A 24,676-nucleotide genomic window follows, 5' to 3' on the forward strand; every position below is an offset into this window, starting at 1 on the left:
CTAAAAATGAGCGCTGACAGTCTGGCGGCCCTGGTCCGCACCATCCCCGATTTCCCCAAGCCCGGCATCCAGTTCCGGGACATCACGACCCTGCTGGCGGACGGTGCGGGATTGGCCGAACTGGTGGAACGGATGGCGGCGGCTGCCCGGCCGCTCGATCCGGCGTTCATCGTGGGAATAGAGGCGCGGGGCTTCATTCTGGGCGCGGCGCTGGCCCATGCGCTGGGCGTCGGTTTCGTGCCCGTGCGCAAGAAGGGCAAGCTGCCCGGCAAGACGGTGGGCATCGACTATGTGCTGGAATATGGCACAGACCGGCTGGAACTGCATGAGGGACAGATTCCGGACGGGGCGCGGGTGGTGCTGGTGGACGACCTCATCGCGACCGGCGGCACCGCCCTCGCGGCGGCTCAACTCATCCGGGAGCAGGGTGCGACCGTGCTGATGGCGCTCTTCGCCATCGATCTGCCCGATCTGGGCGGCATGGCCGCGCTGGAAGCCGACGGCGTGGCGTCTGCGGCGATCATTGCCTTCGAGGGGCATTGAGCGGCTTCCACATTCCCCATCGCTCTACCAATGCGGTTGAACTTCCCCAGCCTCAGAGCGCCTCCGCCAGCCTGTCCACCGCTTGCGCCAGCCTTTCATCCAGCAAGGCCAGCAATTGCGTCCACCCCATCATATCCGCCAGTTCGCCGGGACCGTCGGATATCCCCCGCAGTCCCATCACCGGGACGCCGAAGCGCTGGCAGGCGCGCGCAACCGCAAAGGTCTCCATGTCGACCATATCGGCATCGATCGCGGCATAATCCTCCCCGCCCACGATATTCGCGCCGGTAGACAGCCGCGCCGCGCGCAGTTCCAGCGGCGTATGCAGCGGCATTTCCGCCGGATGGTCCGCAAAGGGCGTCACCCCCTTGGGAAAGCCCAGGCGGGAAGCGTCCATGTCGCGCCAGGACACGCTGGAGACCTGATAGACCTCACCCAACGTGCAGATACGCGATCCCGCCGAGCCTAGCGACACGACCAGATCGGGCAGGGCGCCATCCCGCTCCAGCCGCTGAAGCGCCAACCCGGTGCCAAGCGCCGCCTCCACCGGGCCGACGCCGACCATCAGCGGATCGAACCGGGCCTTGAGATGCGGGCCATATTCATCCTCGACCGCCATCACGAACAGCACCCGTCTGTTCGCGATCATTTCTCCACGCGGCATGATTGTCCCCCTTTCGTCGCTTGAATGGCCTGTCAGGGCAGGCGCGCAAGCGGTGCGCTCATGCCGGTATTGGCGGCAAGTGTAGCAGCCTGCTTTCCGCCTTGTCCTGTATCATGTCCAGGATGAGGGGCGCGTCGGAATCCGTCCAGCCTTTCTTCCGCCGTGATCGGAACGATGCGGTTCTCAATTAATTCCTTGCCCAAGGTGTCCATGGCCAATTCCCGGTTCGCTGGAACACAGGTGGACACCTCGAAAAACCGGGTGATTTTGGCCTGATGGGTTAGGACGGGGCACGCGGGTCTGACGAAGTACGGTTTTTCGTCGCTCCTGGCGGCGTGATTGTCGTATTGAGGCGCGCTCTGCACACCGATTTCCTGTCATGCAGGCGCAGTTCGGGCTTCAAGCCATGCAAGGCGCTGGAAATTATAGACCAGGTTGGCCATGCCGATCTTTGATCCTGGCGCGAGTGATGCCGATGGTGCGGACGACCAGGCCCATACGGTGCTTTTGCCCGGCAAAGACGTGCTCGACGGCAGCGCGGACCTTTGAGCGTTTTGCGTTGGCCTTGGCGATCCGTTCGGGTAGCGGCCGACGGGGCAGTCGCTTCTGGTGGATATTGCTGGTGAACATGCCCTTGGCGAGGAATGCCTCATTCTTCTTCGATCGATAGGCAGTATCGGCCCAAACGCCGGAGGCGGTGTTCTCCTTGCTGATCAGATCGGGCAGTCGCGCGCCATCATGGGCATTGGCGGCGCTCGCATCCCAGGTGCGGATCAACCCATGGGCCCGATCGATGCCGATATGGTTTTTATACCCAAACATCGGAATGGCCAGATCGACCGGCTTTGCCGCCTGGGGATCGGCGCCTTCCCTGACCTTGGCCCCTTCGACAGGCTCAGGACAGGCTTGGTATATTTGATCGACCAGCGCGCATCGCGGTCTTTCTGCCGGACCTTGGCAGGTGCCCAGTCCTTGGGGATACGGCCTTCCTTGATCGCCGCCTTCTCCTCCTGGGTGTCGCGCTGCTTGGGGGCGGGCACGACGGTGGCGTCTATGATCTGACCGCCCATGGCCAGATAGCCTCGATCCTTGAGCGCGGCATCAAAGCGCGCGAATAGCCGGCCGATTGCCTTGGCTTTCATAAGCCGTTCGCGGAACAACCAGACCGTGGTCGCATCGGGCACGGTGCCTTCCAGCCCAACGCCCAGGAAGCGCTGAAACGAGAGACGGTCCTTGATCTCGAACTCGGTCGCCTCGTCCAACAGCGAATACAAGGCTTGCAGGACCAGGATTTTAAACATCAGCACTGGATCGAACGGCGGGCGCCCGCCTTTGCTACGGAGGCCGCGCCGCAGCGCCGCCACCAACGGCCCCCGGAATAGCTCGAAGTCCACCACCGCCGACAACCGTTCCAGCGGATCACCCGCCGCGCTCAATGCCTCGTAGCGGTCCGAAAGATCAAAGAAACCCGGCTGTACTGCCATCTCTGCCTCCGCTGTCGCGTTCCGGCAGTGATGAGGTGGACGGCCCCCACCCAAACGGCATCGAGTCGTGCCATGATGGTGCTGTCATCGACCATCAGTAGGAAGGAGCCGCCCACATGGAGATTACCACGATCGGACTGGATATCGCGAAAAACGTTTTCCAGGTCCATGGCGTAGATTGCGAAGGTAAGGTGGTGCTACGGCGCAAGGTCAAGCGGGACCAGCTGCTCACGCTGCTCGGCGAGCTGCAGCCATGCCTGATCGGCATCGAGGCGTGCGCGACGGCGCATCATTGGGCGCGTCAGCTCCAGGCACTTGGTCACGAGGTAAGGCTGATGCCGCCAGCCTATGTGAAGGCGTATGTGAAGCGGAACAAGAATGACGCAGCCGACGCCGAGGCGATCTGCGAGGCGGTGCGGCGGCCGACGATGCGGTTCGTACCGATCAAATCCGCCGACGCTCAGAGCGTGTTGATATTGCATCGTGCCCGCCATCTGCTGGTCCGGCAGCGGACCGCACAAGTCAGCGCGATGCGGGCGCACCTGGCGGAGTATGGGGTCATCGCGCCCAAGGGTCGCGCGCATGTTCGCGAGCTGGTCGAAGCGCTTGCCAGTGGCACGGCGCTGGTACCGGAGCTCGCACGCCAGACCCTGCTGCTGATCGCTGACATGATCGAGGGGCTGAGCGGGCAGATCCGCGCGATTGAGATCGAGTTGATGAGATGGCATCGCGCCACCATTGCTTCCCGTAGGCTGGAGACGATCCCCGGGATCGGGTTCATCACCGCCACCGCGCTCGCGGCAACCGTCGGCGACGCCCGCGTCTTCCGCTCGGGTCGCCAGTTCGCCGCATGGCTCGGGTTCGTACCCAAACAACACTCCTCGGGCGGCAAGGAGCGCATGGGTGGGATATCGAAGATGGGCGATCGCTATCTGCGCCATCTCCTCGTTGTCGGCGCCACTGCTGTCCTACGCTACACCCGCCGCAAGACGACGGCCGTCAGCATCTGGGCGGACCGGCTGCTGGAGCGCAAGCCGGCGAGACTGGTGAGCGTCGCTGTCGCTAACCTCTCTTATTCACGACGCTCGGTTTCGGGCCCGCTCTGGGCATTTGCTGCGGCTGGCTGTATTGCGCGGACGACCGGCATCGCTGGCGTTTGTTTCACCGCATTCGGATTGATGGGCTTTTCGGGTTGAAGGGCTGGGCTCGGAGTTCTGCGGCGCTGCCGCATGGGCTACGTCGGCGCAGGCTTCAGCCGGAGAACGAGGGCGCGGAACAGGTCGGCATCCGGACAGGCGGAAGCGAAGGCAATGCGGATGCGGCTAGCACTTTCTACGACGCGCGCAGCGACCTTGAGCAGCCGCAGGCGCAAGGTGGTAAACTCCGCGCTTGCCAGAGCAGCGGTCCTGGGCATCGCCTGCTGGATGCGCCATAGCAGCCAGTATGCGGCAGTGTGCAGTATCAGGCGCATCTGATTGGCATTGGCCGAGCGGCACGAGGTTCGGTCGCTGGCGAGCTGGGACTTGTGGCGCTTGATCAGGTTCTCGGCCTGACCACGCGCGCAGTAGAGCGTGTCGTAGATGTGCTCGGCCGATCCTGTTGCCAACGAGGTGACGACATAGCGGATGTCCATGCCCAGCGTGCTGGCCTCGATCCGTGCAACGACGCGACGCTGGCACTTCCAGGTCTTTGCCCCATAGCGGGTCTCGGCATAGTTGCGCAGGACGGGACACTGACGCTGGGCGCGCTTGACCGCGCAGGCATCGGCGACCGCAACAATGGCGGGATCGGCGCGCAGCGCTGAATTGGTGGGCAGGCCGAACACGTAATCGACGCGGGCCGCATCGCAGTAGGCCATGACCTCGGGTCGACCATAGTGCCCGTCGCCGCGGATAGTGATGTGGGTATCGGGCCAATTACGGCGCAGGTGACGCACCAGGCGTCGGATGTGCCCCGCCGCCTCCTTTCCAGAAGGCGTCTTGCCTGTGCGCAGCAGCATGGCCACCGGCCTGCCGGTCGCGGTGTCGTAGATATGGATCGGTAGGAAGCAGCGCTCCCCATGATGCCCGTTCCAGAACGAGAGCTGTTGATAGCCATGCACGACGTCGCACGTGTCGTCGATATCCAGCGTGACCGCTGTCGGAGGGGCGGGATAGCTGGCGCAGTAGATGTCGATCATCGCGGCCATCATGCTGGCCAGTTCGCGCGTAGTCGGTGCATTTTCCCACCGGCTCATCGTCGGTTGGCTGGCCAGCCCCGCGCCCGATTCCGGCAGCTTGCCGAGCGCCAGGCGGAAGCCTGGATCGTCGCGCAGAGCATCGAGATCATCGGCATCCTCATAGCCGCACGCAATCGCGAACACACGGGCACGCAGAATGTCATCCAGGCGATGGATCACCCGCGCTGGATCGCGCGGATCGGCAATACAAGCCGCCAGGCGCTGGCAAATCCCCATCGCGCGCTCGGCCTGTGCAAGCAGTAGAACACCGCCATCCGAGGTAAGCCGGCCACCGTCGAACGCAGCTGTGATTTTCTTGCGGCCGACTGCTGGGAATCCAAATGAGCTTGCGATATCATCGTTCATGGCGGGTGTGGCCCGTGGCATTTTCTGCCCTGCGGCAGGTTCGGCTTAGACACCCAGTTCCTAATTCAGATCAGAGGCTTACGCCACTCCCGCCAACCCTTCAGGACACTTTTGGTGAATAAGGCGGGCTAACAAGACGGCGAGGATCGCCTGGGCGGTCATGACGCGAGAGGAGGATTACCGCGCGGCTCCGGCCATCGCCTGAAGCACGCACGGAACAAAGTCTGGGCAGGAGAGAACGAAACGAATGATGCCAACTCGGTCAAGCCGGGGATCGGAACAACCTGCGTGATTCACCGCGCCGCGAGCGCGACACAGTGATGAGGATCCGATCCACTGACACCATCATGGCCAGCGGCCTCTCGCGCCGCGCGAATAGGCCGGACACATGAATGAACCTGACCAGGAAAAGCATCATCTGCCGAAAATCGCTCTTGCCCACCGGGGGTCGTCCACACATGAATCACCTCAAGCCGTCAAACGCCACCGGTTTTTCGAGGTGTCCAGGTGGACGCGGACCTCGGACGCATTGGCGTCGCTGCCGGGGGTCGGCGTTACCGAAAGCATAGACGATGATTAGCGATCGACCTGTCCGTCATGGCCGAATTTCCCCCTATGAGCGGAGAGACGAAATTGCCATGTGAAAACAGAAAAGGCCGGGATACCAAAATCTTGGCCTGATCATGGCGAGGATTGAAATTGTGACCCCCGCAATGTCAAGGCGGCGGGACACGCGCGTTTCTCCTTTGGAATTCAAAGCAATAGAGAAGTTGCCAGATGCATTTGCCTTGAATTTGCCCAATGGTCTCATCGTGATCGCTCCTGCGATTATAGATGGCATACGGGCAGAGGACAGTCCAGTCGACACGCATCCCACCTTATGACTAGGCGGACCGACCAGCGACGAGGCCCCCGCTGAGTCTTTCAATCACCGAGGCAGGACAGACTGTTTTAACGCCGACTGGTTCTTGAGCGCGGCCGATGGAGAGAAAGCAAGAGGGGTGGCAGCATTACTGCAACTACTTCCAGCGCAGGCTCGTCTGCCCTGATACAAAAAGAGTCGATCTTTCTCGCAAAGCTTAGACAAGAAAACAGGACATGGTCAAAATGCCCTGTTCTAATCCGCAGGAGGAAATCAACAGGTCACGTCACAAGCTCAAAGTTTGCGTAGAAAAAATCTGGGCGCATGTCATGAATCAATGAAAATCCCATATCCGCAAGCAGATTGCTACTTTCACTGCCAGGATAATTCCAATCTTCTATTTGAATAATCATTCTATTCTTTTGAGAAAATTCTTTCATCCCAGCCAATGCGAAAGGCTCTGATCCCTCGATATCCATCTTCATGAACACAAGTGATCCTTTTATATTTTTAAACTCGTCATCGAATACCAAGTTATCCACTATAAAAGTTGATTCTTCAGAGCTAAGATTGGCGCCTCCTACTGCGGCGCTTCCTCGATTGTACCGGTCTGGAACAGAAACGTTAGTCCGGCCGATCTGGTCAGAGACGCAACGATTGAAAGTGCGTAGGTCTTCTATCATATCATTCAGGAGAAGATTGGCACGCAATTGAATATAATTATAAGGATTTGCTTCAAATGCTAGCGTATTTATCTCTGGAAAAGTCTTTTTTACTACTAGGGAATACTGTCCAAAGTAAGACCCAACATCGAAGAAGTAGCAGTTCTCATTATCACGTTTGGTCGTGTTTCTTATGAGCGATATTAAATATTCGAGCCTATCCTCTTCCCATCTGTCATGATGAAAAACATGCAGATCTACTAAGCTGTCCTTATCTAGAAGAAGGTTTATTCCTCGAGCATCTTTAACGAGCCAGCGTTGTTCGATAGCTGTTCCGTTTAGATGATTTCCGTCCTTGGTAGAAGCCTCAAGGACTGGGTTGAGATTGGCGCGTTCATGCCGCAAGCGTGAGCTTTCCTGTTCGAGGCTGGCGATTTGTGCTTGCATATTCTCGCGGGCTTCAAGAAGTTTTTCTCGCTCCAATAGAAGCTGATCCCGGTGATTTATTATCTCTTGCCGGTGTCTGTGCAATTTTTCAACTTGCCTAAAGTTGCGAAGTAATTTCAATGAGAAAATAGTCATGTGCTTATTCCGAACCGTTTGCAGAAGGTGCGACTTGGAAAATGAACTACATTTCAGAATTGGCATAATTAATTCATGAAAAGGTGAAATCGCCTAGAAAAATATCTGCATGGGCTCGATTGCAGGGCATGTCCATGGCAGTTGGAAACTTCTGTTGGGATGGGATAAACTCGCCCATGTCCTTACGAAGTAGTGTTACCTCAACCACATTTGGTAGGAAAATTCCCCCAATCATCCTAGTTCCGCCATAGTTATTGGCATGTATATGCACAACACGGTGTGAATTTGTTAGATTAACTAGAGCTTGACGCACCCCATGGTCTTCTGGATCGCCCAATCGGCATATGTCATGAAGTTCAATAACTATTTGTGAAAACTTAGAAAGTATTTCTGAGGATGTGTATCGTAAAGCTTCCCATTCGGCGCATTCGATATCGCATTTAAGCAACAGATTTTTGGATTCTATTTTTCCAGATGATTGGACAGCGTCTGTGATGCTCCGCATATTTTCCGAAGAAAAAGCAGCAATTCCCATCTTCTCCCAATGAAAATATTGATTTTTTACGGGCAAGGAATCAATGGTATGATCATATTGAAATATGTTGATATCACGTTGAGCTATATCTAGGTCCCAAGAAACATCATCATTTATGCCCAGAGAAAACGCTGCTTCTACTTCGTCGAACGCATCGATCATAATATATCCGCCATCGAATGGGCGTCCTACCCTGATCTTACGGGCACCACGAACATCGTGAGGACGTAAAAGGGACAACGCGGATCTTACCACATGAAAAGCATCAATGGAGTATTCGAGATTCATATTGCACCTTTTCCTGAACCATCAGAGTTGAGATATAATACTACCAATATTTTTCGATGAGGTAACTAATACAGCTTTACCCACGCCGGCATGTTGAGCTGCAGCAATATCTGACGGCTTGTCGCCAATCATTGTCGATCTAGCGAGGTCGATATTATATTCACGGGCAGCCTTGAGGATCATGCCCGGTTTTGGCTTCCGGCAATCGCAGCCAGCGTCGGGATGATGCGGGCAGTGATAGGTTGCAGTCAGGTCCACGCCATTGGCCGCAAAAAGTGCCTGGATATGGGCTTCCAGCGCTTCGTAATCCTGCTCCGTGAAATAACCCCGCCCTATGCCGGACTGGTTGGTGACCACGATCAGCGAATAGCCGCGCGCTGCCGCCGAACGCAGAGCTTCGAATATGCCCTCAACAGGTTCAAAATCTTCCACCCGGGAGATGTAGCCGTGATCGATGTTCAGCACGCCATCTCGGTCCAGAAAGAGGGCGACGCGGCTCATATGCTGCTCGCGCGAATGCGATGTAACAGCGCTGTGGTGGAATAACCTTCGTGGAAAGGGATGGCGACCGCGTCCCCACCATGGGTTCTTAGCAATTCTGTTTCTTCAAGCGTTTCCATGTCATAGTCGCCGCCCTTTACATAGAGGTCGGGTTGCACCTCCTTCAACAACGCGACTGGCTTATGCTCATCGAAGAAGGTGACGAGGCTGACGGATTCCAGCGCTGCGATCATTATGGCGCGGTCCATTTCGGGATTGATGGGACGATCCGCCCCTTTGTCGAGCGTGCGGGCCGAAGCATCGCTGTTGAGCGCAACCATCAGCGATCCGCCCAGCGCGCGCGCGGCTTCCAGATAGGTCACATGCCCGGGATGGAGTATGTCAAAAACCCCGTTGGTGAACACCAGAGGACGGCGCAGAGCCGAAATGCGGTCCGCAAGCTCGCATCTGGCAACAATCTTGGCGACGATCGTCATGATGACCGGCTTCTCTCATTTGCCTGTTGCAGGAAGCGTCCGACCTCATCGAAATGAACGACCGAGGTGCCCAGCTTGCCCACAGCCACGCCGCCGGCGGCGTTCGCAAATGTAACTGCGCTGTCCCAGTCCGCTCCGCATCCTCTTATGATCGCCAGCGCCGCGATGACGGTATCGCCAGCGCCGGAAACGTCGAAGACTTCCTGCGCGTGCGTATGCTGATGGAAAATGCCGGAGGGGGAATAGAGCTTCATACCCTGTTCGCTCATCGTCAAGACCAGCACTTCTAGCCCTAGATCGGCACGCAGCTTTTCAGCTTTCTGATCCAGCTCCTCCGAGCACGACCATGCTCCCACCGCCTCGGCCAGCTCGGCACGGTTGGGTGTTATCATTGTGGCTCCGGCGTAGCGGCCATAGTCGCGCCCTTTGGGATCAACCAGCACGGGCTTGCCCAGCCTGCGCGCCGAAACGATCAGATCGGCTACGAAAGCCAGTGCCCCCTTTCCATAATCGGATAGGACGACAACGTCGATTGTGGCGAGAAGCTGTTCATATTCAGCCTGTTTGTGCCGCAGTGCCTCAAGCGAAGGGGCTTCTTCAAAATCGATCCGCAGCATCTGCTGATGCTGGCCGATGACGCGTAGCTTCAGCGTCGTCCGGATGGCGGGGTCAATGCTAAGTCGGTGGCTGACTCCAGCCTCGTCGAGTGTATGGCGCAGACGATCCGCCGTCGCATCGGCGCCGACTACTGAAAGCAGGGTGGCCCGCGCGCCGAGCGACACGATGTTGCGTGCGACATTGGCCGCTCCGCCGGGGCGCTCGTCCGACCTCGAGACATGTACGATCGGCACGGGCGCTTCGGGCGAAATCCGCCGAACGTCGCCAAACCAATATTCGTCCAGCATCACGTCGCCGACGACCAGTATATTAAGAGCGGCGATCCGGTCGCGAATATCTTGGTCAAGCATGGGCGAGGACGGCTGGACGGAACGCCTCGTCCAGATAGGCGCATAATGCGTGGTAGATCAGCAAGTGCGCGGTCTGGATTCGGTCAGTCTGCCCAATGGGCACGATGATGGATAAGTCGCTCAGCGCAGCCAGCTTGCCGCCGTCGCGACCCAGCAGGCCGAAGGTGGTGGCGCCGATTGCGCGCGCTACTTCGAAGGCGCGTACGACATTGGCGGAGTTGCCTGATGTCGAAATGCCCCAGACGATGTCGCCGGGCCGCGCCAGCGCCTCTACCTGCCTGCTGAACACGGTTTCATAGGAGTAATCGTTGCTCCATGCGGTCAGGATCGAACTGTCGGTGGAAAGCGCGATGGCTGCTAATCCCGGACGCTCGATCTTGTATCGGCCTACCAGTTCAGCGGCGATGTGCTGCGCGTCGGCTGCGGAGCCGCCATTGCCCATGATGAGGAATTTGCCCCCGCTCTTCAACGCAGCTGCAAGCTGCCGGGCGACGGGTTCAAGTCCGGCAAGAAAGTCGGGTGTCAGAGCCCGCCTTAATGCTTCCAGCGTTTCGCTGATTTCCGTGTCGATCGAAAACGTCACGTCACTTGACTCCTCGTGCGTTCAGCGGTGGGCCGGTTTTGTCACCGTGTGACGGTAAGGGTGGTAGCGACCGGCAGCAGAGTGGAATAGATCACGTTCACGAATTTCTGAAAGTCCGCCAGCGGTGCGTTGGAGACATACAGGACGTCTTTGTCGCTGATCGGAAAACTCTGGGCGACGAAGAACATCGCCGGGTCTTTCAAATTCATGCGATAGATGACTGGAACCTTGCCATCGGGAGTGGTCCGCGCGGACGCGCGGTCTTCTGGCGAAAGGGCTGCAGGATTTTCCAAGCGGAACAGGAAAACGCCCTTCACGTCCGCGCGCGCATCCTGAAGGCCGGACACGCGTCCCAATGCCTGCGCTAGGGTGATGCCGGTCGCCTCGAACGGCACTTCCTCGTTGCGGTTGGTGGCGCCCAGCGCGACGAAACTGTAAGGCTGGAAAAGAACCGTCATGACGTCGTCCGGCCGAAGGACGACGTTCTGTCGCGGATCACGAATGACCGCCTCCAAAGGCATCGTAGCGACCTGCTGGCCGCGAGTAATCTGCACAACGGTTTTGCCGACCGGCTGCTTGGAGCCACCAGCGCTGGCCAGCACATCAAGCACGCGTTCACCCTTGGCGGTCAACGGCACGCGCGCACTGCCGCCGACTTCTCCTACAACAGTAACGGTTGCTGTGGCATTGCGCAGTAGGCGCACGATGGTCTGGGGCTGATGGGCCTTGCCGGTCAGTCGCGCGGTGATTTCGCGAGCGATGGCCTGCGGGGTTCGGCCTGCGGCCTGGACATTGCCGACAAAGGGAATGACGATCTTGCCATCGCTATCGACCATCTGTTCGGGCAATGACGTGCCGCGCGCGGTCGCCCCGGAAGAGGACAGCCGGGGATCGCCGCCCAAGGCGCCGAACAACGCGGCGGGAGGTGCCTCCCATACGGCGATTTCAAGCACGTCGCCCTTGCCAATGGTCGATCCTATAGCCTGGCCCTCGCCAAGATTTTCGGAGAACAGATCCTGCCGTTTGCTGGCGAGGAGCCGGCGGGCGACCGCGTCGGTCACTTGGATCACCTTGATGCCGGCGCTGTTCGATTCATCCGACTCGGCTTGCTTTATACCCCGTGTGGAAGGGCCGTTCGCGGGCGCCACCGCACAGGCGGAAAGTGTAGAAGCAATGCATGCGATGCCGATTACCTTGGACGAAAGAAAGACGTTTTTCATGGCTGTTTCGAAAACTACATGAGGGTGCTTGATATTTTCGGACGATCCGAAATTGTGCTATGGCCTAACCGGCAGGGCGGATCAAGAAATGGGTGAGCTCGGCCTCACCTAGGCTTTTCCTACACATGAGCCGGACTGCCACTTTCCCGGTATGCCGCCATCACCGTTCAAGCCCAGCGATATGGCGGCGTATAGCATCGCTAAATCTCCGCCATGATAAGGGGAGGGTAAACATGGCATCGACGCCCAGCAGGTGTAGAGCGGACCAGAGCCAACCGGTCAGAATGATACCCCGGGAGGGCGGCATGTTGTTTGCTAGCCATTTGCGCGGCATGAAATATCGCGTCGGATACATGTCGTCGGCCAAGCGGCGGTCTTCGCCAGCCATTTTCCAGCGCATGCTGCCGACCGCAGCGTAAAATTCGCGGGGCCGCGTGGAGGCGGGCGGGGCGGCAGTCGGCTTAGCGTAGATTTCCAAATAGCGACGGATTTGCCAGTCATGGCTCAGTGCTTCTACTCGTTGCCGTCCCTTGCAGCCGGCGGCCTGGCGCAGACCTGAATTGGCGATCAGCTTTGCAAGTTGCGCAGCTAGGCCAAAGGTATCTCCGGCAGTGAACATCAGTCCGTTTTCGCCATGCTCGATCAGTTCGGGAATCCCGCCTTTTCGCGATGCCACGACGGGCAAGCCTGCCGCCATTGCTTCCATCAGGCATACCGGCTGATTTTCGTCCCAGACCGAGGGAAGCACGACAATATCAGACCGCGCATAGATATCCGGCATTTCTGAAGGATTGACCTTCCCGAGGAATTGAACATGCTTGTGCAAGCCCAATGCCTCTATCCTTGCAAGGTAATTTTCATACTCAGGCCCTTCACCTGCCAGCTGGAGCATGGCGGAGGGCATGTCCGGAATGATCCGGGCGAGCGCGTCCAGCAAGGTTGACACGCCCTTGTGCGCCCCGAAATGGCCGGCATAGGTGATGCGGACATTTTCATGATCGGGCACGGCAAGGGCTGGATGAAAACGCTCCAAGTCCACGCCATTCGGGATGACGGTCAGGCGATCGGCGGGGAAGCCGGCCCAGACATGGCGGGCCGCTAGATATCGGCTCGGAGCAATGAACTGGTCCACATGCTCCAGAGCGAAACTGATGAAATCCTTGCGGAAACGGATAGGGACATTGCGCTTGGTCCCGTCGTGAATGCGGGGAAGGCATGAGCGGCACTGGGTCCGATCGTCGCAGCTTCGGCCATCCGGGCGCGCTGCCGTATTTCTGAGGCAGAAACCCCAAAAATCATGAAGGGTACATATGGTTTTCGCACCCTGCCGCTTGGCAAGAATTGGGATGTTAACCGAGAGTCCCATCAGATTGTGGCAATGGACAATTTCAGGTTTAAATTCCTGCACTATCGTATTGAAGTGACAATCGATGGCCGGGTGATAAAAGTTAAGAAAGGCCTGATTGTAATCTTTCGGCAGCGCAGCGATCCGATGCACCCGAACATCTTCATAGACATCATCAGCCCTGTCATGCCGCGGGCGGCTAGAGGTGAGCTGTCCGGCAAAGACGCGCACCTCATGACCCATACGGGAAAGGGCTTTGGCTTGCGCATGAGCCACCAGCTCTGCGCCGCCCAGAAAATAGGGGGGATAGGCGTTGCTACAGATCAGTACGCGCATTTTCTGCGTGCTTTTTATGGTTGAAGCAGGCCGCGATACGCGAGACGAACGCTTCATTTTCGAATGCGATGCAGTGCTCATAGCCAGCGACGCAGCGTTCGAAGTCTTGTCGTTCCTGATAGTTGCATGGTGCGCAGGCAGGGTGATTGGCCACGATCATTGGGTCCGCCCCGGGATGACAAATACTTTCCTTCATATCACGACTAAGGACCAGGGTAAAATCATCGCGCAGAAGTTGCGCAACATGTGAGGTAAAACTGTCTGTAGTCAACAGGTTCTTCGAATATTTTATAATACGAAACGTGTCCTTGATATCGTCCAAGCTGTGCGGATTTAGCCCACTGTTCTCGTAAACGGGGAACCATGGACTGTCCTTTTGTACATAACATTCAAAGAAATTATTGCCAAGCAGACTATTTATTTTAGAAAATGCTTCCGGCGCTATTGTCTGGAACGACTTGCCGGTTGGAAAGGCCGCGCTTCCTTCATAATGCTCTCGATCGCTGATCGGAGTGAAGCCATCGATATAGTCTGACACGATCTTGCGCATCGTGGATAGTGAACGTTTCATTTGCGAAAGGAACGGGAGCGGATACACTCCGTGGGCGAGCGCCACCGGCAGCCACACACGGTATCCGATATATGATGGCGTTGCTTCGGCCCAGTTGCGCCGACGATACAGGAAGCGTTCCGAGATGGCCAAGCGTACTCGTGCGCTTAAGGAAGTGTCCGAACCGTTGCGCGGGAACGTCTTTTGCTCGTCCAGCGCCTCCACCCAGTTCATGCGCCAGTCCCTGCCTATATATGCCCTCCACCATTGCTTAAAGCCTACAGGAGGTAGCGGCGTGTAAATCGGACTTATCTCCTGCTGCGGTCGGCCGCGCTGGATTACGATCCCATAGGGAGCAAACAGCCGCGAAGCCAGATCTGCAAGGATGGGCTGCACATGCATCACGCACCCGGGAGCGCACAACGGCACATCATTGCTGAGGAGGGTGAACAAGCCCGTCCAGATCATGATGTTGTCACCTAGGCCGACGTGGGAAAGATCAATCATCTTCAATCGCCGGTCCCGGCCGGTAACAATCAGATCAACTGCTTGCTTTGTCTTTAGTAACGGCGCCGCGATCACTTTGCCGGTCTTGAGAATATGTCGCGTGAGCCTCTTTCTTGGTCGCCATGCAGGCTTATCGCTTGGCAGGACCGGTCGAAAACCGTCCGTGTTTTCTTTGTTAAGGCTCAAAAAGCGATCGGCTAACACGGTTGTTAGTGCCTTGAAACCCCGCAGTTCGTGTTCGGGCGTCAAAGTTGGGCTAAGGTTTTCGCCCGCTTCTATTCCGGAAAATATCTGACGCCATTCCTCCTGCACGCTCACTCTGTCGAATTCCTCGGCGACTTGACGAGATTCCTGTCCGACCCGCTTGCGCAGATCATTGTCCAGCAGCAGACGGGCGACGGCGTCCGCCATCGAAGAAATGTCGCCCATCGGGACGGCAATGAACCCTTTTCCATTCTGGACATATTCCAAATAGGGTAACTCGAACATGACCGACGGAAGGCCGTAAGCCCATGCCTCGCCGAGCGCGAGGCACCATCCTTCGAATTCTGATGTGAGAATATGGACATCAGACTGTGCAAGATGTTGGGCAACGTCGGTCGTGTATCCAGCGAAGTTGACTCTGCTCGAGATTCCAAGCGAACGGGCATATTCCTTTGCCCATTTGAGGTCTGGGCCGTCGCCGACGATGAGGAGGGTCGCTTCGGGAACCTGCTCCAGAACCAAGGGGAACATGCGAATGGCTAGGTCGAGGCGCTTCTGATGACGTTCGGCCCGAGCAACCCAGATGACCGTTTTGCCATCTAATGGAGCCACCTTTTTGGGTAGAGCGTCGAAGGTCAGCGGATTATAAACGACCCGTGCAGTAATGCCGCGGTCCCGGAACCATAGCTGATCAACCGTACTAAGAGTCGTGACAAGATTGGCGTATCGGTAACCGGCAAGTCGGATGTTGGCCAGATGGAGGTCGTCCGGCTGGCGGATACGCGTATCGAACACATTGTGCCATCCGACTACGACCGGAATGCCTAGGCTTTTTGCGACTAACACATCCCACACCGTGGATGTTTCGTCCCATAGGTTGTTTACGAAAACATCGACCTTGTATGAAGTCAGGATCGCAGCAAGGGCACGCCCGCGCGCTCGATAATCGTGGTTGTGCATCATCTTGCCGGGGATGATGATCCGCTCGACATCCCCATAGGGATAGTCGTTTTCTTTATCCTCTGGCAGATCCGTTAGCAGGATGACTTTGTAGCCAAGCTTGATCCATGAAAGTATTTGCCGAGACGTGACCCTCTCTGTTCCGCCGTTACTCATTTTAGGATAGTAAACTGCTATAACTTTTAAATGAGAAGATGATTTTCTTTCTATATTTAAACGAAAAAGTAATGATTCTATGAAATCTATATTATAAAAATGATCAAGACTGCTCTCTATCAACGTGGCAGTGTCGATGCTTCCAGCACCATGATTTGTTTTCGCGCGCAACGTTGGTTCAAGAGATTGATTGTTGTATAATGATTGATTCGAGAATTCTGACGAGTCCAAAAATTCTTTAAATATTTTTGTATGATCGCCATGTTTCCGCAATGCAGCGGTGTGAGTTAAAAGACCTTCATCATCAGGTTCTCGTTTAAGAATATTGCGATATAAAAAGGTGACATACTCTTCATGAGAAAGATGATTATCGCCTTTATTCTCTTTTATCCCAATCATCATTATGTCCGATCCAAAGGTGATGGCAAGGTTGCTTGCGCGATCGCGTTGCTTCGCGTGATGCAGTAGTAGGGACTTTAGCTTGCACGAACGGGACCCGGCAAGCGTTGTTGTTGTGGCTCACTTCTACATCTTTTCACCGGATGATTGTTGCCATCATAAGTTGCTGGGCGGAGAAAAAGGCCGAAGGCTGGTCGCCGTAAATTATTTTAAATGAGATCGATATTCAGGGCTGCTTTCGCGCATAGATCGTGGCCCCAATTATTCCGCCATGATCGCAATGGTCCAGTGTCAGGTGCTTCATGCCTGCCCGGTAGAATAGGCCTACGATCCACGACAGGTCATAGTCGTGCATCAGCATTCTGCCGGGCGCCACGCGCTTGCGCCACCAACGTGTGATAGCAGGACGCACTCCGGCATCGTCGATCACCAGGCGCGAGCCGACCGACTTTTCATGTCGCGCGGCCCGCCCGAACATGATTTGCAACGTGACGCCACCGCTTGGGCCGACCCGGTTCAGCAGTTGTTCGATGATCTTATAACCGCGCTCTGGGGGAATGTGCTGAAGCACAATGATTGAGACCACCCAGTCGAACAGTTCATCGGGCACTTTGTTTAGAAAGCGCAGCCCGGGATGGTCATGTTTGCGCGCCTCGGCAAGCATGCCGGGCGAGATGTCGATCCCTGTAGCGGATCCGGTCAGTGCGGCAAGCGGCAGAGTCAGGCGTCCGACGCCACAGCCAAAATCTAGTGCGGATCGAGGTTCAAACGCTCCGAAAATATCGCGCATGCGACTGATGAAGTGGCGTATATCGCTTTCACCGGACCGAAAGAAGTCAGCTTGGTTCTCTTCGTCAAGATTTTCGCGTTTAAAACGGTCTGCCGTTATCACGCCAAAATAGGGCTCAGTGGATCCGATAATTGCCCAATCGCGATCGGTATCGCGGACATTTGCGCTCTGAAAGTTGGCAATGAGACGGGTGATCATAAATCCTCGCTGAGCCCAGGGCCTTATTTTAGAAATGTGTCTTATGTGCTTCATGTCTGGTATGGCTATTCTTCGGCAGGAATTTGCGCTGCCTTTACTTCGATTGCGGCAAGCATCGTTCTGACGGCGTCGCGCCATTCTCCTTTAGGAAGTTCGACGGCGATGGTACCCTGCTGACACTCATTTAACCATCTAGCCGTGATATTGGCCAGTTCGATGGCGGTGGCTTGGGCAGGAAAGAAGCGCACGCCCTTGCCGTCATGTATGCGAAACACCGCGAGATCGCGTGCAAGGACGGGTTTGCCGTGGCCCAGTGCCTCTATTAGGGGTAGTCCGAAGCCTTCGGCAAGCGAGGCTATGACGACACCCGTGCACGTCTGATAGATTGTGAGAAGCTCGGCGTCGTTAACATCTTCAAACCAAAGCAACCGATCTCCATATTCGGGATCGCCGACGATCAAGTCGCGCAACGCTTGGACCTTCCACCCTAGGCGACCGACCAAGACCAGTCTCTCAGGTCGGCCTTGCTGCCATAGAATATTGAAGGCAGCGATGATGTCACGGTGGCCTTTGCGAGGTTCTAGAGTGCCAACCATCAGCACGAAGGGTGTCGCCGTATCGATGCGGGACGGGATGGCCTGAATGTTTGTGGTGTCGTGCGCTTCCACAATGGAATGTCCCATGGGCAGAATTTGCGTGCGATAGCCTTGCTGTAATCCATACCTACAGGCCAACGCCTTGCGCAGTTCAATGTCGGTTTGTGCCGAGTTGCACAGAAAGCCATCGGCTAGGCCCGCTATGATGCTCAGCCATGCTCGATAGCGAATAACGGTATTGTGAGAGAACCATTCGGGGTGGTTGAGCGGCAATAGGTCATGGACGAGAAACCACAATGTGCCGCCAGCTCGCCGAAAGCGGGCAAGCTGACGACGATGGCGCCGTACTTCGTTAAGTGAATAATCCAGACCGACAAAGACATCGCCGGGCCGTGCTGCCATTTTGTTGCCGAAAGGGTTACCGGGATCGAGAAGGGGCCACGCGATCTCACAATAAGGTCCTTTTCCTGGTGCGGCGACGAAGCGGATGTCCCACTGGGTAGGTGCTTCGGCCACCAGCGCACGCGCGAGTGCGCGGACCACGCGTTGAATCCCGGTTTTTGCATCATGGCCGCTGATAACCGCCATATCGACGAATAGCCGTCGTATGGCGGCTGGTGCTGGGCAGGACCGTGCCTCGTGTGGGCCTTGCTTACGGATGAACCGGACATAGAGGCTGCGGAACGTTCTCGAACAAAGCATCTGCTCAATGCGATAAGGAAGAAGTTCAAGAAATGTTCGCATGTCTATTTCACGGAAGTCCCGCTTCGATGCTCTCAATTTTCGCCTATGTGCAAATTGTGCAGATGAGCTGCATAAGCCTGGTCGAATTCAGTGTAGAATATCAGGTCACCTTCGTGAAGTACGGCGAAGCGCTGGCAGTGTCTGCGAACATATTCGAGATCGTGCGAAATAATCAGCATTGCGCGGTCAGCTCTCTTGGTGAAAAGTTCGTTCTCGCACTTTTCATAGAACTTAGCGTCGCCTACAGCGGTGATCTCGTCGATCAAATAGCAGTCAAACTCGATAATCATAGATATAGCGAAGGCTAGGCGTGCGCGCATCCCTGATGAATAGCTGCGCACCGGTTCTCTTAAGTAGGCGCCAAGATCGGTGAAGTCGTAGACAAAATCGAAGTTGCTCTCAGCGCTTTGCTTGTAGATCCGGCTGATGAAACGAACATTATCGAGGCCCGTAAGGGCATTCTGGAAAGCGCCGCCAAATGCCAGCGGCCAGGATACCGACATGTCGCGGGTGATTTTACCCGAAGTTGGCTGTTCAGCACCACTGATTAAGCGTACCAGTGTAGATTTGCCGGCACCGTTCCGTCCCAATATACCAAGCTTTTCGCCGCGGTGCAGCGTGAACGAAATATCGTTTAAAACTACGCGGTCGCCTGCCCGGGTGGGATAAAGTTTATGAATATTGTCGAGCTGAATCATTCGAGCGTAATCTTGCGGTTGGTGATTGCGACTTGAGATAATGCCAAGAGGGTGAGCGTCAAGCAACAGCCGACCATGTAAGGAAGATCATAACGAGCATGCACTAGGCTGCCGAAATAGCCCTCCCGTACCAATTCCACGCCATTTACCATTGGCACGTAAAGTAGATACTTCTGCGCACCTGGCGGCATAGCATCGACCATAAACGCGGCGCCAGAGAGCGGGAAGGCGAGATACGAAACGGGATGCCAGATTTTCTCCACCAATTCGGTTCTCTCGGCAAGTGCGCCCAAGAAAATCGCGAGCGATGATCCGAACCATGCAATAAGTGACCATCCTGCTGCGATCGTGAGGACGTCCTGTGGCGGCTCAAGCCACCCGATATAAATATAGAATAGTGATAAAGTGACAAACGAGATCGTCGCGCCACCGCCTTCGAGGATCAAACGAGCGATAAAGATGTCAATTACGCGGACGTTACGGTGAAACATCAGGGCAAGATTGGGGTTGACCGAGCCAATGCAACGCGCCGGCATGTTTCGCCACAGCAGGACGGCCGAATAGCCAGTCAGCGCAAAGGCGACGATAGGAAGGTCTGATCCATGCAGTGCTTTGGTCATCGTCCAGAGGATCGTGACGCCAGTGGTAAAAACCATTGGCTCCACGAACAGCCACAGAAAGCCGATGTTGTGCCGGCCATATCGCGTCAGTATCTCGCGCATCAGCAGCGCGTGGATCACACGCCACTGCACGCTGGCGCTGCGGCCGATCTCTGAAAGCTGGAGGAAGGCCATCTTCGCGCCTCAGTCCTTGTGTTCCAGCATCCCGGCCAGAAGCATGCTCAATATCCCCCATGCTACAAGGCCCAGGATCAGCGTAGAAAGGATGCCCCGCATTCTACGCGGTTCGATCGGTTTATCGGGCACGTTTGGCTCGACGATCCGTTCGACGTAGGCCTGTTTGCGCCTTGCTTCGTTTCGTGCCTCCTCAAGTGAGGCCATGGCGCTGGCCAGTTGTTTTTCGGTGAATTGGTTATCCAGTAACAACCTTTGATACTGCGCGCCGAGTGACGACAGGGACCGTGCGCCACCTGCGACTTGGCTAGTTTGCTCATTGATTTCGTCGGAGAGACCCTTGATCCGAGTTTCAAGTGCTTCAATCTGCGGATTTTCAGGAGCAAATGTGCGCAACTCGCGCAATTGAGTGCGCGTAGCGATCAGTTGGTCTTGAAGCTTAGAAACCATCTGAAGTTGGATCGTGGCTTGCTTCTCGGGGTCAACTATACCCTGCCTGTTGCGGTAGGCAGACAGCGCGATAGCGGCGTCCTGAGCCTTCTTCTTTGCTTCATCAACTTCCGTTTGCGCGAAGCGGATAAGATCCTGGCGGCCACGTGTATTGAGCTTGTTGACGGTCGCCTCGACCATTTCAAGAAGATGCTCATTAAAGCGATAAGCGTCCCGCGCTGAATAGGCATGCATTTTTAACGTGACAACCGCGGAGGCGGTATCATGCTGAACCTCGATCTTCTTCTGATAATATTTGTAGAGATCCTCGAACGTCCCGTCGGTGCCACTCGCATTGTAGCGATCGAAGAACGAGACGGAGGAAGCCCCGTATGCATTGGCGAAATCTTGGCGCCGGTTCAACGCCTGCAGTGCATCGCGTGAGAGGATGTAGTCTTTGGCTGCGTAGATTTCGTCGTTTGCGTTGGCAAACCCGCTGCTTTTGAGCAGCATGCCCAAGCCGCCCATTGACGGTTTCTCCGGGCTGCGCACGACAAACTGCGATTCCGAAACATAGACATCGGAAGCGAGCACTCCGAAGTAAACGATGGACAGAGAGGTGGGGATAAGTACCGTTATCCAGAACAGAGGGCCGCTGGATTTGATCCTTCCGATTACCTTATTTATCATTCGCAAATGTGCTCGCGTTCCTGCCCGTGTTCATATTCCAGGTAGCGCCGCCCGCACAAGGACCATCGTGGATCCGGGGAAAGGAGCCTACCCTGCAGACTATCCAGAAGCGGACCCCTCTGAGTGTCGGCGGGTATGTAGCGGCCATCTTGCTTAAGGTCCAGCCTGATCCGAGGCGAAGGCGACCCGCGATCTGAATGTAAACAAGGACGTGCTGCGCAAGTCGATCGCGCAGCGAAGAGGTCTTAATTTATGTTAACCACAGCCCTCCTTTTCCATGCTGACAGCATGATGAGGTCGACAGGGGGAAAGGAAAAAAAGGAAGAAACAGGACGCGCAGTTCCTGTGTCCCGAATGCATCTTTTGGTAAAAAACGCAAATCCGCTTTGCCCTTTAACGGTTCGGTAAGAACCGAACCTTACTCGCTTTAGCGAAGCCCTTCTTTTTTCCTTTCTCCCTTGCTCTTCCTGACCGCTGCTTTTGAAGTTGTCCGCGCCGGCACATGGCCGGCGCAGGATGAACTCGAAGCATTTGTTCGCTTCGCGAGCGTTCAGGCGAACATCCTTACGATGGTCGCATCGGCCTGATCCGGTATCGCGTCTGCGAAGGACGACCCTCGCGGCATGAGGTGCGCGGCCGGCAGTGGCCCCTCTGCCGTGACCAGCGTCGTTTCGCGCCAGCGACGGGCGGCGCGTTCGACGCCCGCCTTGATCTTGCTGCGCGGGGGAAGTGGCTTTGCCATGAGCAGATGGCGCGGACCGACCGTCCAACGATGCTGCGACGTCACCAGGTCGATCGGCGCTTCTTCGCTGGCAGCGTATAGCTGCACGCGCAGATGCCAATCCACATATTGGGTTTGGCGCAGGGCGAGCGAAACGCTGATCGGTTCAAGGGAGTCGGTGCCGAAGTTCACATGAACGACGTCGTTGCCGCTTTCCTGAACCAACTGGCAGATCCAGTTTGCACCTTCAACGTCGCGTTCGCCTCCCGAGCAGAAGGCGATGGTGTGCGCAGTCGGCGCGAACTGCGGATAGCCCATCAGGCCACGAAGGGCGAAAGTGGCGGCGTTGATCATGCTTTGGGTGTGGTGAATAGTCATCGCACATTCCTTCCTGGGCCAGCGGCCCATTTATTTCATTTTCCGTCCCGTCTTAGGACGCATTTCTTTTCTCTTTCAGATGGTTGGTGCGAGCGCGCCGATGCGCGCAGTCTCGGTCGCGAAGGCGGTGCGCAGGGCGTCGTCGCGATAGGCGAGCCAGTCCCGATGATAGGGACGGTGTGCGCAGTTTTCGGCGATGAAGGTCGCGAGACGCATTTTCGCTTCAAGGGCTGACGCGCCTTCGCCCGCCATGTCGCGCCAGAGCATGAGGATCATGGCCGTGGTTAACGTGTCGCCCTCCGCCACCGCACGGACAGACGACCATTTACCATTTTGCATGAGCCGCGACACGAGATCGGCGCGGCAGACCGTCTTGACCGGGATGGATAGCCGTGCGGCCACTTCGGCGAGATGGACGGGACCGGCTCCGGCGCAGACCTCGCTCATCAGGTCGCGATGGCCGGATTCGTGCCGCCGCCATGGAGAGAGCAGGCCCTTGAGGACGTCCGGCACGCGCGGGGTCGATATGCATGGGATATTCTCCAAGAGAGGGTGGCGGAGGTTGGGGTGGAAGCCCCGGCACGATGCGGCGCATCGTGCCGGGGGCATTGAAAATCGTCGGTCGATGATCAGTCGTGGTCAGAAATCGGCATGGCCGCGCGCCATGCCTCCAGCGCGCGCACTGCCCGCGCCGCCATCGGATCCACAGCGAAGTCGGCAAACTGCCTCGCCCAGGCCAGCCAGCCAGCGATCGCTTCCTGTTTCAGTTGCGGGATCGCGATCTCGGCATCAGGCAACAGCGACAAGGGCACCGTCGAGTGGCAGTCCGCGACCTGAACACCAGCATCGCAGATGCAGGGTACCGGTAGCGCGCGGGCCTGACGCAGATACCATGTGTCGGCTGCGGGCAGTTCCCGCCAGCGGCCTGCGGTATCGCCCGCCGCCGCCGCCAGGAGGGGATGTCGTTCCGGATCGGCGAGCGCGGCCAGACGCCGTGCCGCTGGCCACCATTTGTCCCAGGTGACGATCGCGCCATCGTCCGGCACCCGATCATTCAGCCAGTCCAGCAGATCGGTGACGATGTCTCCTGGCTGGAGGTAAGTTGCATCGGCTTCAATGCTGAAGCCGCCGTCGAAGTCCGGCTGGACCGATAGCAGGCCGATGCCAGCCAATATCCGGCAATCCGGGCGGTGGCGCATACCGTGGCAACAGCCGGCGGTCCGCAAGCTGATGGCGATGCTGCGGGGCGCAAAGCCCCGATGCATGATCGAGAGATCGATCAATTCCATGGAAATATCCTTCGATAGGGACGCGCCCGCAGGCGCGGCAGGCGTGTCAGCCAGCGATGGGGAAAAGACTGCGCTCGTGCGCACGGGTGGAGGCGCGATCGGTATCGCGCAGCCACTGGACCAGATGCCGGTGGAGGATCGTGGCCAGCTCCCGGCCAAGGCCGCTCTTGCGTTCGATCGCGGCGACCGTCATCCGCCATGTCGCGATCGCATCGATCTCGGCATCCACGGCGATCTGGTCGATGTCGTCCTTGACCCAGGCGACGAAGCGCTCAGCCGGATCGGTCGATGCGCAGGCGATGTGGGCCTGAGCGCAGGCTTTATGGAGGGAGATGAAGCGCCTTCTATCTTCGATCTGCAGGCAGATGATGGGCTGGTTACCCCTGCCTGCCAGGCTGCGGAAGCCAGAAGAATAGACGATGTCCGGCAGTTGCCCGAGCAGTTGGACGACGCAGCCCGGCCCGTACATTGACAGGGTAGCTTGATCGTCGCTCAGGCGATCATCGATCCACGCGAGAAACTTCTGCGGGGGTTGGTTGGGCGGCAGGATGAAGGAAGACAGGTCGAAGCTGACCTTTCCGGCGACGACTGTCACGGTCAGCGCGGCAGCGCCGACCGCAATGTCGCCGGCGGCGGCCGGATGACCGGCATTGATGGTGACGGGCGTAAATGCGGTGATGGTATGGGATGGGAGCATGATGATCTCCGATGGGCGCACGACCGCACACCGCCTTGGGACGGTAGGGCGATCATGTGCAGGCTGGGATACCGGCGTTGCCGGTGAGTGAATGAAGGCTGGAAGCAGCGCAGGCTTGCGCCTGTTCTATTTTCCTTCTTCCAAAACCTTCGACTTCACTGCTGTTCAGAACACCCGCCAGCGGCGCCTTTTCCATGCTGCCTACAGGCTTGCAGCACCGATTCCGTGATGCCGATGCGGGCG

At 57.0% G+C, this 24,676-nt stretch carries 24 protein-coding genes and 1 pseudogene; 2 read left to right on the plus strand and 23 right to left on the minus strand.

Features of this window, described 5'->3' with window-relative positions:
- The first annotated feature begins 6 nt into the window (after nucleotides 1–6).
- Nucleotides 7–543, plus strand: coding sequence for an adenine phosphoribosyltransferase (locus tag NUH86_RS16590; RefSeq protein ID WP_267250512.1), 537 nt, complete (start codon nucleotides 7–9; stop codon nucleotides 541–543).
- 52 nt (nucleotides 544–595) lie between these two features.
- Here NUH86_RS16590 and NUH86_RS16595 read toward each other — a convergent pair whose 3' ends face one another.
- The 3 genes and pseudogenes from NUH86_RS16595 to NUH86_RS16605 all read right to left on the minus strand — a co-directional run bounded on the left by NUH86_RS16595 (nucleotide 596) and on the right by NUH86_RS16605 (nucleotide 2,691).
- Nucleotides 596–1,192 carry a 5'-methylthioadenosine/S-adenosylhomocysteine nucleosidase gene (locus NUH86_RS16595; protein ID WP_267252170.1) on the minus strand — a complete coding sequence of 199 codons (597 nt, stop codon included), beginning with the start codon at nucleotides 1,190–1,192 and terminating at the stop codon, nucleotides 596–598.
- Nucleotides 1,193–1,239: 47 nt separating this feature from the next.
- Entirely contained in the window at nucleotides 1,240–1,572 is a 333-nt protein-coding gene (locus tag NUH86_RS16600) for a hypothetical protein (RefSeq protein WP_267250513.1), read from the minus strand.
- Between the two features lie 12 nt (nucleotides 1,573–1,584).
- Nucleotides 1,585–2,691 (minus strand): annotated as a pseudogene (locus NUH86_RS16605) (IS5 family transposase).
- A 116-nt stretch (nucleotides 2,692–2,807) separates the two neighbouring features.
- On the opposite strand from NUH86_RS16605, the gene NUH86_RS16610 reads away from it, so the two are divergent.
- Nucleotides 2,808–3,887 (plus strand): IS110 family transposase, encoded by a 1,080-nt coding sequence (locus NUH86_RS16610; RefSeq protein ID WP_267250514.1) that lies wholly within the window; start codon nucleotides 2,808–2,810, stop codon nucleotides 3,885–3,887.
- A 38-nt stretch (nucleotides 3,888–3,925) separates the two neighbouring features.
- On the opposite strand, the gene NUH86_RS16615 is transcribed toward NUH86_RS16610, so the two are convergent.
- The 20 genes from NUH86_RS16615 to NUH86_RS16710 form a co-directional block, all read right to left on the minus strand.
- Nucleotides 3,926–5,275, minus strand: a complete 1,350-nt coding sequence (locus NUH86_RS16615; protein ID WP_013039775.1) for an IS1380-like element ISSp1 family transposase — start codon at nucleotides 5,273–5,275, stop codon at nucleotides 3,926–3,928.
- 1,143 nt (nucleotides 5,276–6,418) lie between these two features.
- On the minus strand, nucleotides 6,419–7,381 hold the full coding sequence (locus tag NUH86_RS16620) for an FkbM family methyltransferase (RefSeq protein ID WP_267250515.1): 963 nt from the start codon (nucleotides 7,379–7,381) through the stop codon (nucleotides 6,419–6,421).
- A 73-nt stretch (nucleotides 7,382–7,454) separates the two neighbouring features.
- A complete protein-coding gene (locus tag NUH86_RS16625) occupies nucleotides 7,455–8,204 on the minus strand; it encodes a hypothetical protein (protein ID WP_267250516.1) in 750 nt (249 codons plus the stop codon).
- 21 nt (nucleotides 8,205–8,225) lie between these two features.
- A complete protein-coding gene (gene gmhB / locus NUH86_RS16630; protein WP_267250517.1) occupies nucleotides 8,226–8,705 on the minus strand; it encodes a D-glycero-beta-D-manno-heptose 1,7-bisphosphate 7-phosphatase in 480 nt (159 codons plus the stop codon).
- Nucleotides 8,702–9,181, minus strand: coding sequence for an adenylyltransferase/cytidyltransferase family protein (locus NUH86_RS16635; protein WP_267250518.1), 480 nt, complete (start codon nucleotides 9,179–9,181; stop codon nucleotides 8,702–8,704). Before NUH86_RS16635 ends, gmhB begins: the two co-directional genes overlap by 4 nt.
- Nucleotides 9,178–10,149, minus strand: coding sequence for a D-glycero-beta-D-manno-heptose-7-phosphate kinase (rfaE1, locus tag NUH86_RS16640; RefSeq protein ID WP_267250519.1), 972 nt, complete (start codon nucleotides 10,147–10,149; stop codon nucleotides 9,178–9,180). The genes NUH86_RS16635 and rfaE1 overlap by 4 nt, the downstream gene beginning before the upstream one ends.
- Nucleotides 10,142–10,732, minus strand: a complete 591-nt coding sequence (locus NUH86_RS16645) for a D-sedoheptulose-7-phosphate isomerase (protein ID WP_267250520.1) — start codon at nucleotides 10,730–10,732, stop codon at nucleotides 10,142–10,144. The genes rfaE1 and NUH86_RS16645 overlap by 8 nt, the downstream gene beginning before the upstream one ends.
- Nucleotides 10,733–10,773: 41 nt before the next feature.
- Nucleotides 10,774–11,952: a polysaccharide biosynthesis/export family protein gene (locus tag NUH86_RS16650; RefSeq protein WP_267250521.1), complete on the minus strand. Its 1,179-nt coding sequence runs from the start codon at nucleotides 11,950–11,952 to the stop codon at nucleotides 10,774–10,776.
- A 160-nt stretch (nucleotides 11,953–12,112) separates the two neighbouring features.
- Nucleotides 12,113–13,633, minus strand: coding sequence for a glycosyltransferase family 4 protein (locus NUH86_RS16655; RefSeq protein ID WP_267250522.1), 1,521 nt, complete (start codon nucleotides 13,631–13,633; stop codon nucleotides 12,113–12,115).
- Nucleotides 13,614–16,412, minus strand: a complete 2,799-nt coding sequence (locus NUH86_RS16660) for a glycosyltransferase (RefSeq protein WP_267250523.1) — start codon at nucleotides 16,410–16,412, stop codon at nucleotides 13,614–13,616. Before NUH86_RS16660 ends, NUH86_RS16655 begins: the two co-directional genes overlap by 20 nt.
- A 223-nt stretch (nucleotides 16,413–16,635) precedes the next feature.
- Nucleotides 16,636–17,397, minus strand: coding sequence for a class I SAM-dependent methyltransferase (locus tag NUH86_RS16665; protein ID WP_267250524.1), 762 nt, complete (start codon nucleotides 17,395–17,397; stop codon nucleotides 16,636–16,638).
- A gap of 65 nt (nucleotides 17,398–17,462) precedes the next feature.
- A complete protein-coding gene (locus NUH86_RS16670) occupies nucleotides 17,463–18,737 on the minus strand; it encodes a glycosyltransferase family 4 protein (protein WP_267250525.1) in 1,275 nt (424 codons plus the stop codon).
- Nucleotides 18,738–18,769: 32 nt separating this feature from the next.
- Entirely contained in the window at nucleotides 18,770–19,435 is a 666-nt protein-coding gene (locus NUH86_RS16675; RefSeq protein WP_267250526.1) for an ABC transporter ATP-binding protein, read from the minus strand.
- Entirely contained in the window at nucleotides 19,432–20,229 is a 798-nt protein-coding gene (locus tag NUH86_RS16680) for an ABC transporter permease (protein WP_267250527.1), read from the minus strand. The genes NUH86_RS16675 and NUH86_RS16680 overlap by 4 nt, the downstream gene beginning before the upstream one ends.
- Before the next feature lie 9 nt (nucleotides 20,230–20,238).
- Nucleotides 20,239–21,348, minus strand: a complete 1,110-nt coding sequence (locus NUH86_RS16685; protein ID WP_267250528.1) for a hypothetical protein — start codon at nucleotides 21,346–21,348, stop codon at nucleotides 20,239–20,241.
- A 550-nt stretch (nucleotides 21,349–21,898) separates the two neighbouring features.
- Complete coding sequence (locus NUH86_RS16690; protein ID WP_267250529.1) at nucleotides 21,899–22,447, minus strand: hypothetical protein; 549 nt, start codon at nucleotides 22,445–22,447, stop codon at nucleotides 21,899–21,901.
- A 75-nt stretch (nucleotides 22,448–22,522) separates the two neighbouring features.
- A complete protein-coding gene (locus NUH86_RS16695) occupies nucleotides 22,523–22,960 on the minus strand; it encodes a hypothetical protein (RefSeq protein WP_267250530.1) in 438 nt (145 codons plus the stop codon).
- A 116-nt stretch (nucleotides 22,961–23,076) separates the two neighbouring features.
- Nucleotides 23,077–23,736 carry a hypothetical protein gene (locus NUH86_RS16700; RefSeq protein WP_267250531.1) on the minus strand — a complete coding sequence of 220 codons (660 nt, stop codon included), beginning with the start codon at nucleotides 23,734–23,736 and terminating at the stop codon, nucleotides 23,077–23,079.
- Nucleotides 23,737–23,782: 46 nt separating this feature from the next.
- Complete coding sequence (locus NUH86_RS16705) at nucleotides 23,783–24,433, minus strand: hypothetical protein (RefSeq protein WP_267250532.1); 651 nt, start codon at nucleotides 24,431–24,433, stop codon at nucleotides 23,783–23,785.
- A gap of 52 nt (nucleotides 24,434–24,485) precedes the next feature.
- A complete protein-coding gene (locus tag NUH86_RS16710) occupies nucleotides 24,486–24,629 on the minus strand; it encodes a hypothetical protein (RefSeq protein ID WP_267250533.1) in 144 nt (47 codons plus the stop codon).
- Nucleotides 24,630–24,676: the final 47 nt, after the last annotated feature.

Origin of the sequence: Sphingobium sp. JS3065 (assembly GCF_026427355.1) — a bacterium.
GTDB lineage: Bacteria > Pseudomonadota > Alphaproteobacteria > Sphingomonadales > Sphingomonadaceae > Sphingobium.

Bases quoted from the DNA above. Each gene is read 5' to 3' on its own strand.
- NUH86_RS16635 (WP_267250518.1), bottom strand. From the start codon at position 9,181: ATGACGATCGTCGCCAAGATTGTTGCCAGATGCGAGCTTGCGGACCGC.
- rfaE1 (WP_267250519.1), bottom strand. From the start codon at position 10,149: ATGCTTGACCAAGATATTCGCGACCGGATCGCCGCTCTTAATATACTG.
- NUH86_RS16670 (WP_267250525.1), bottom strand. From the start codon at position 18,737: ATGCGAACATTTCTTGAACTTCTTCCTTATCGCATTGAGCAGATGCTT.
- NUH86_RS16690 (WP_267250529.1), bottom strand. From the start codon at position 22,447: ATGACTATTCACCACACCCAAAGCATGATCAACGCCGCCACTTTCGCC.
- NUH86_RS16650 (WP_267250521.1), bottom strand. From the start codon at position 11,952: ATGAAAAACGTCTTTCTTTCGTCCAAGGTAATCGGCATCGCATGCATT.
- NUH86_RS16710 (WP_267250533.1), bottom strand. From the start codon at position 24,629: ATGGAAAAGGCGCCGCTGGCGGGTGTTCTGAACAGCAGTGAAGTCGAA.
- NUH86_RS16595 (WP_267252170.1), bottom strand. From the start codon at position 1,192: ATGATCGCGAACAGACGGGTGCTGTTCGTGATGGCGGTCGAGGATGAA.
- NUH86_RS16665 (WP_267250524.1), bottom strand. From the start codon at position 17,397: ATGATCACCCGTCTCATTGCCAACTTTCAGAGCGCAAATGTCCGCGAT.
- NUH86_RS16615 (WP_013039775.1), bottom strand. From the start codon at position 5,275: ATGAACGATGATATCGCAAGCTCATTTGGATTCCCAGCAGTCGGCCGC.
- NUH86_RS16680 (WP_267250527.1), bottom strand. From the start codon at position 20,229: ATGGCCTTCCTCCAGCTTTCAGAGATCGGCCGCAGCGCCAGCGTGCAG.
- NUH86_RS16625 (WP_267250516.1), bottom strand. From the start codon at position 8,204: ATGAATCTCGAATACTCCATTGATGCTTTTCATGTGGTAAGATCCGCG.
- NUH86_RS16620 (WP_267250515.1), bottom strand. From the start codon at position 7,381: ATGACTATTTTCTCATTGAAATTACTTCGCAACTTTAGGCAAGTTGAA.
- NUH86_RS16660 (WP_267250523.1), bottom strand. From the start codon at position 16,412: ATGATGATTGGGATAAAAGAGAATAAAGGCGATAATCATCTTTCTCAT.
- NUH86_RS16705 (WP_267250532.1), bottom strand. From the start codon at position 24,433: ATGCTCCCATCCCATACCATCACCGCATTTACGCCCGTCACCATCAAT.
- NUH86_RS16685 (WP_267250528.1), bottom strand. From the start codon at position 21,348: ATGATAAATAAGGTAATCGGAAGGATCAAATCCAGCGGCCCTCTGTTC.
- NUH86_RS16675 (WP_267250526.1), bottom strand. From the start codon at position 19,435: ATGATTCAGCTCGACAATATTCATAAACTTTATCCCACCCGGGCAGGC.
- gmhB (WP_267250517.1), bottom strand. From the start codon at position 8,705: ATGAGCCGCGTCGCCCTCTTTCTGGACCGAGATGGCGTGCTGAACATC.
- NUH86_RS16655 (WP_267250522.1), bottom strand. From the start codon at position 13,633: ATGCGCGTACTGATCTGTAGCAACGCCTATCCCCCCTATTTTCTGGGC.
- NUH86_RS16590 (WP_267250512.1), top strand. From the start codon at position 7: ATGAGCGCTGACAGTCTGGCGGCCCTGGTCCGCACCATCCCCGATTTC.
- NUH86_RS16610 (WP_267250514.1), top strand. From the start codon at position 2,808: ATGGAGATTACCACGATCGGACTGGATATCGCGAAAAACGTTTTCCAG.
- NUH86_RS16700 (WP_267250531.1), bottom strand. From the start codon at position 23,736: ATGGAATTGATCGATCTCTCGATCATGCATCGGGGCTTTGCGCCCCGC.